The organism is Shewanella sp. (assembly GCF_047975355.1).
In the GTDB taxonomy this organism is placed as follows: Bacteria; Pseudomonadota; Gammaproteobacteria; order Enterobacterales; family Shewanellaceae; genus Shewanella.
The window spans coordinates 1-6,823 of the sequence record NZ_JBKEDJ010000047.1 but is presented as its reverse complement, the minus strand read 5'-3'; the positions used below and the strand labels follow the sequence as shown (position 1 = coordinate 6,823).

General features: G+C 48.3%; 4 protein-coding genes, 1 rRNA gene and 1 pseudogene. 2 read left to right on the top strand and 4 right to left on the bottom strand.

Translation table 11 applies throughout. The annotated features are described in order from the left end of the window. Both ACK5NH_RS13880 and argC read right to left on the bottom strand, forming a co-directional pair. Positions 1-89: pseudogene (locus tag ACK5NH_RS13880) on the bottom strand (acetylglutamate kinase); the annotation flags it as partial. Positions 90-120: 31 nt separating this feature from the next. Continuing rightward, positions 121-1,101 carry an N-acetyl-gamma-glutamyl-phosphate reductase gene (argC, locus tag ACK5NH_RS13875; protein ID WP_011624431.1) on the bottom strand — a complete coding sequence of 327 codons (981 nt, stop codon included), beginning with the start codon at positions 1,099-1,101 and terminating at the stop codon, positions 121-123. A gap of 670 nt (positions 1,102-1,771) precedes the next feature. Here argC and ppc point away from each other — a divergent pair. Both ppc and ACK5NH_RS13865 read left to right on the top strand, forming a co-directional pair. After that, positions 1,772-4,441: a phosphoenolpyruvate carboxylase gene (gene ppc, locus ACK5NH_RS13870; RefSeq protein WP_416920973.1), complete on the top strand. Its 2,670-nt coding sequence runs from the start codon at positions 1,772-1,774 to the stop codon at positions 4,439-4,441. Continuing rightward, positions 4,441-4,986 (top strand): DUF1439 domain-containing protein, encoded by a 546-nt coding sequence (locus ACK5NH_RS13865; protein WP_416920971.1) that lies wholly within the window; start codon positions 4,441-4,443, stop codon positions 4,984-4,986. Before ppc ends, ACK5NH_RS13865 begins: the two co-directional genes overlap by 1 nt. 98 nt (positions 4,987-5,084) lie before the next feature. Here ACK5NH_RS13865 and ACK5NH_RS13860 read toward each other — a convergent pair whose 3' ends face one another. Next, positions 5,085-6,359: a CinA family nicotinamide mononucleotide deamidase-related protein gene (locus tag ACK5NH_RS13860; RefSeq protein ID WP_416920969.1), complete on the bottom strand. Its 1,275-nt coding sequence runs from the start codon at positions 6,357-6,359 to the stop codon at positions 5,085-5,087. Positions 6,360-6,630: 271 nt separating this feature from the next. Further along, a 5S ribosomal RNA gene (rrf, locus tag ACK5NH_RS13855) occupies positions 6,631-6,746 on the bottom strand. Between the last annotated feature and the right edge of the window lie 77 nt (positions 6,747-6,823).

The following is a 6,823-nucleotide window of genomic DNA, read 5'->3' as shown; positions in this document are numbered from 1 at the left end:
GCGGTATCCATTAAACGCGCCATCCCCATTTCACACTGCAGCAGGGCGCCGCCGACTTTAAGAACTAATACTGAGTTGTTGGTAGACATCTTGACGACTCTCTTAAATAAGGATGAACGGTTAAAGGTTAAAGTGAATCTTTATGCATTGCAGGGCTTGGCTCGCCGCGCCTTTCATCAAATTGTCGATGGCACTGGCAACCACTAAGTAGCCACTGTTCTCATCAAACTTCCAACCTAAGTGGCAATTCGGAGTCAGCACCACATCATCCACCTTCGGGAACTGGTTCTGTTTCACCGTTACCAGCGGAGCTTGGTCATACACACTGTATGCCGCAGCCACATCGGCAGTGGTAGTGCCTGGTTTTAGCTGTACCGTGATGGTCGCTAAAATGCCGCGCTTGAAGTTGCCAAGGTGCGGTGTGAAGATCACCTCTTGCCCCAGTTGAGTGGCAATTTCGGGTTGATGTCTGTGGCCTAATACGCCGTAGGGTGTGAGGCTCACTTCGCAAAAACTGGTATGCAACTGTGCCTTACGACCCGCACCCGTTACACCGCTGACCGCATTGATCACTGGATAGGCTGAGGTCAGTAAATTCTTTAATGGTTTCAATGCCGTTAATGATGCTGTTGGGTAACAACCTGGCACGGCAATCATCTTAGTGGCGGCGACTTCTTTGGCATTCCACTCGGCAAGACCATAGACTGCCTTGGCCAACACTTCGGGATATTCGTGCTCAAAACCGTACCACTTAGGGTACTGCGCCACATCGCTGAAACGATAGGCACCGCTTAAGTCAAACACGGCTAAACCTTGGTTGTAAAACCAAGCCGCTAAATGCAAACTCACCGAATGCTCGGTCGCTAACACCACGGCATCCGCCTCGGCGACGATCTTAGCCTTAGCTTCTTCAGTCAGTGGTGAAAGAGCTAAGTCAATGTGGCTGTATACAGGGTACAAATCTGCTAAAGCTCTACCTTTATCTAAACTATTTTCAGAGACATACAGACCTTGAATCGATAATTCAGACTCCGCATGGACTAAAGCTGTTAGTTGTGCGCCTGTGTAACCACTGGCACCGATAATGGCGATGTTTTTCATATGTATTTTTATAAACCGAATCAAAGAGACTTAAAGAATAGATGAATAGCGTACACGCACCAGCGTATATCTATGATGACAAGACTATCGTCGTAGGAAATCGTAATGGGTTGTTATTTTATTCACTGACGGCTTAACGCTATACATCATGATATTTACTCTACAGGTCACAAGGGGTGACTCATCTCAACTGCTGACTAGACTACCACAAAGATCTATTTATGCAATATATGTGAATATATATTTTTATTAAATTTTGTCTTTTATCTGCGTTCAAGCACGCTTAGCAAATAACACAATACTTCGCTAACTGCTTAATAACTCAGTTATCTATGGATGAAAGACTGAAAAATCAGTCCTTTTTATTAACACCGAATACACATACCCGCAAAACCGAAAATGATGCAGTTCATATTCACTTCCGCTAAACATAATAAAATATTGCGTTAGCTCGCATTTATATTGAATATTCTTCAACAATTATCGTGATTAGTTGCATATAAGATAAGCCAGTCGTATAAGTTATAAGTTCTGCTGTTGACCATTGCCCTCAGTGGTGGGTATTGTGCTAGCGGGCTATATACCCAAGCGACCTGAAGATAGGATTCTCATCACCGACAGGTTGTTTGGGTATATTGCGGATTTTTATGTTTTTCTATTCGGAGTAACTATGGCAGGTAATGTGGCAGACAATGTGACCGACATGTATGCGTCGTTAAGATCGAACGTGAGTATGTTAGGGCAGATCCTGGGCGATACGATGCGTACCCACCTCGGTGATTCTTTCCTCGAGAAGGTTGAGCAAATTCGTAAACTCGCAAAAGATTCCCGCCGTGGCGACGAAGCGGCACGGGAACAAATGCTAGAACTGCTCACCGCACTCCCCGATGAGGAGTTAGTGCCTTTTGCCAAAGCCTTTAACCAATTCCTCAACTTAGCAAACTTATCCGAACAATTTCATACTATTAGCCGTAACTGCGATGAGCTGGTTTGCGTACCGGATCCGGTCGAACAATTGCTTGGCCGCATGCTGAATGGCCGTATAGATCAAACCAAGATGTTAGATTGCTTAAAGACGCTGGATATCGACTTAGTCCTCACCGCGCATCCAACGGAAATCTCTCGCCGCACACTGATCCAAAAATATGCTGCGATTGTGGATTGCCTCGCCGAGCAAGAAAACAATCAACTGTCGGACAGAGAGCGCCGCCAAATTAATCTGCGTCTGCGCCAGTTAATCGCCCAAATCTGGCACACCAATGAAATTCGCCGTGAACGCCCAACGCCTGTGGATGAAGCCCGCTGGGGATTATCCACCATTGAAGAATCCCTCTGGCATGCTGTCCCCGACTTTTTAAGGCAGCTCAACGATCAAGTACAAGATCGCACCGGCCAGCAATTGCCTATCGATATCGCGCCAGTACGCTTCTCAAGCTGGATGGGTGGCGATCGCGACGGCAACCCCTTTGTGACCGCTAAAGTCACCCAAGAAGTGTTAGACCGTAATCGCCATGCCGCCGCCCGCTTATTCCTCAAGGATATAGTGTTGCTAGTTGGCGAGTTATCGATGGAAGAAGCCAACAGCGAGCTGATGGCGTATACCAACAATAGCTGCGAACCCTATCGTTTTGTGCTGCGCTCACTAAGACAAAAACTGCGCGACACCATCGACTACTTAAACGCCCGCATCGAGGGCCATAATCCTGAAGTGGATAAATCAACGCTAATTTGGCAAGAAAGCGATCTGAAAGCGCCACTAGAGATGCTGTATAAGAGTTTATGTGACTGCGGCATGCGTTTGATTGCTAACGGTTTACTCCTCGACATTCTGCGTCGTCTCGCTTGTTTTGGCATCCATATGTTACGGCTCGACATCCGCCAAGACGCCGGCCGTCACTGCGATGTACTTGCCGAGTTAACTCGTTATCTGGGTATGGGTGACTTTAACCATTGGGATGAAACCGAAAAACAAGCCTTCTTACTGCGTGAACTCAGTAACCGTCGCCCGCTGATCCCGAGTAACTGGCAACCTTCTGCCGATGTGGCCGAAGTGCTTAACACTTGCCGCTTAATTGCTAAACATCCTGCTAAGGCCTTGGGTTCCTATGTGATCTCGATGGCGAGCAAGCCTTCTGATGTATTAACCGTATTATTACTGCTCAAAGAAACCGGCTGCACTCACCCAATGCGCGTTGTGCCGCTATTTGAAACCTTAAGCGACTTAAATAACGCCGCCGAGTGCATTACCTCACTGCTCGATATCGACTGGTACCGTGGTTACACCAAAGGTATGCAAGAGGTGATGATCGGCTACTCTGACTCAGCCAAAGATGCAGGCGTGATGGCAGCCGCTTGGGCGCAATACCGCGCACAGGAGCAGTTAGTCGCCGTCTGTAAACAGGCTGGCGTTAAGCTGACGCTGTTCCATGGTCGTGGTGGCAGTATTGGTCGCGGCGGCGGTCCAGCTCACAAAGCGATTCTGTCGCAACCGCCCGGCTCAGTTGATGGTCGTATTCGCGTCACCGAGCAAGGTGAGATGATCCGCTTTAAGTTCGGTCTGCCTAAATTGGCGGTGCAAAGCTTAGCCCTGTACACCTCAGCAGTGTTAGAAGCGACCTTGCTTCCACCGCCCGAGCCTAAGCAGGAATGGCGCAATTGTATGGAACGAATTGCTGAGGAGTCAGTGAGTGCTTACCGCGGTATTGTCCGTGAAGAGCCTGATTTTGTGCCTTATTTCCGTGCAGCCACACCGGAGGTTGAACTGGGCAAACTACCATTAGGCAGTCGCCCAGCCAAACGCCGTGTCGATGGCGGTATCGAGAGCTTACGTGCCATTCCTTGGATTTTTGCTTGGTCTCAAAACCGCTTAATGTTGCCAGCATGGCTCGGCGCTGGTGAAGCATTACAGGCTGCCTGCCAACGTGGCGAAATGGGCTTCCTACAGGATATGGAGCGCGAATGGCCCTTCTTTAGCACGCGGATTTCCATGCTGGAGATGGTATACGCCAAGGCAGAACCTAACTTGGCGCGTTACTATGAAACCTGCTTAGTACCGACCAATCTACATCACTTAGGCGAAACTTTACGCCAGCGTTTAGATCTCGGCATTAAAGTGGTGCTGGAGCTGACTAAATCGGATACCTTAATGGCGCATACACCGTGGAATCGCGAATCAGTCAAACTGCGCAATCCCTATATCGATCCATTAAACTTCCTGCAGACCGAGTTATTGGCTCGTACCCGCAAGGAAACAACCGAAGCTCCCGCTTCCGAACACGTGCAACTCGCCTTAATGCTGACGATTGCAGGTGTCGCGGCGGGCATGAGAAACACAGGTTAATGAAAAAACTCACGCTTAGCCTTTGCTTGGGATTATCTGTACTGCTTAGCGGCTGCGTCACGCAGTACAGTATCAGCGAGCATGAAATGGAGCAGTATCTCAGTAAAGAGATCCATTTTGAGGTGAAACAAGGTAATCAACTGGTGGGCGCGCAAGTGCGCATTAACGACATCAGTGTCAGACTCGGTGAAAAGCCTGATACTATGAGCGTAAGTGCGTCTACACAGGTGTCCATTACTAACCCTATTTATCCTTTAAAGGCGCAGCTCTCAACCACCTTTGAGGCCAAGCCTTGGTATGATAGTGCCACCCACAGCGTCTACCTACGCCAGCTTGAATTGGTGAAAGTCGAGTCAACGCCTAAGGATATCGAGAAAGCCATCAGTAGCGCTACGCCACAAGTTATGGGCTACTTAAGGCATTTCCTCGAGAATCAACCCGTGTATGTACTCGATACGAAAGACAGCAATCAGGCACTGATGGCAAAGATGACCGAGAGCATTCAAGTTGTCCCTGGCAAATTAGTCCTTAAATTCACTAAATAGCGGATTGCGTTACTGATAATTCTCCATAAAAAATGCTCCCTCGGGAGCATTTTTGTTAATCCATCTAGACTGACTAAAACCCTTCAGTATCCAAAGAGTTACTTGCTGAATCGCCCTATCGACTGATAATCCACAATCACAGCTTCGGTGAGTAATTCACGCCTTAACATATCGTAGGCCACCGCTGCACTTAAGCTACGCACTAAATCCCGCGAACGTCGCGGCAGTTTTATCATTTGGCTGTAGACGCCACTGCGGGTTGCCAAGGCAATTGCGACCGTACCGACGGGCTTTTCTTCGGTTCCGCCATCTGGTCCCGCTATCCCACTAGTTGCTAAGGCAAAATCACTATCTAAAATAGCACGCGCACCCTTGGCCATTTCTTCGACCGTGGGAATAGACACTGCGCCGTGATCGTCTAACGTCGCTGGATTAACCCCTAACACTCGCACCTTAGACTCATTACTGTAAGTCACCAGACCGTGTTGTAAGTAGGAAGAACTGCCAGGGAAGTCCACTAACTGACTGGTTATCATCCCCCCCGTGCAAGACTCGGCAACACTCAAGGTCAAGCCAGAATTCAGTAACTTCGCATGGATCTCCTCGGCAAGCGTCGCTTTATCTTCGGCGACAACCGCAGTACCCAGCACCATTTTGATGTGCCCAGTCACCCGTGGTAGCAAAGCAATCGCCTTCTCACCGCGGGCAAAGATCTTAATCTCAATATGTGGCATTGAGGAGCGATAACCAATGGTAATCCCCTCAGGCAACTCCAATGGCTCAATCTTATCGGCAAGAGAAGACTCGCCATGACCTATGGTCAGCAACTTCTTCAGCGCCACCTTAGCGTCGAGGGCAAACTCTTCACGGATAAAAGGAATAAATTGTTCCTTCACCATATGTTTGAGTTCAAATGGCACGCCAGGGGTGAAAAACAACCAGGCTCGATTTAACTTCACTCTAAATCCACAGGCCGTGCCGACGGGGTTATCTACCATCACCGCAGACTCAGGCAACATCGCCTGCTTCAAATTACTGACTGGCATCTCACGGTTATTGCGCGTAAACCAATCTTCTAAATGCTGACGCCATTCGCGATTCTCAACCAGAGACTCTCCCTTAGCCTTAGCCATTGCCTCGGCAGACATATCATCACTGGTCGGCCCCAAGCCGCCATTTACTAAGATGACATCGACATGCAAGCTACGTTCTTGGAAAACCGCAATTAAGTCCTCGAGGCGATCCCCTACAGTCACTCGTCGTTGGATCTCAATGCCATGCTCCATCATAGTGCTGGCAAACCAGGCCGCGTTAGTATCAACAATCTGACCCGACAGTACCTCTTCCCCAGTACAAATCATCTCTAACTTCATCATAGATCCTTAGCTACCCCAATAAATTACTGCATAAGGTAAGTAACCTCTGAAGTAATAGCAAGAGTTGCCATCGGCAGGTATGTCTCAGTAACGTGAAGAAAATAAAGCTACAAGTCGCGATTTAGCGCACATCAGGGATGTGCGAGTGAAAGAGGCTGAAAATTGGAATGAATGATTTCAAAATCACAATCTAAAAATGGCAAACGCGAAAAACAAAAAAGCCAGCTTATTCAGCTGGCTTTCTGCTCTCTTCACGAGAATATTAGGCGCTTGGCGATGACCTACTCTCACATGGGGAGACCCCACACTACCATCGGCGCGATTGCGTTTCACTTCTGAGTTCGGGATGGGATCAGGTGGGACCACAATGCTATTGTCACCAAGCAAATTTGTTATTCACTACCCGTCTTATCTCACGCAGGCAGTAAATTAAATTCGGAAAGCTGGTTTGAGTTACACTT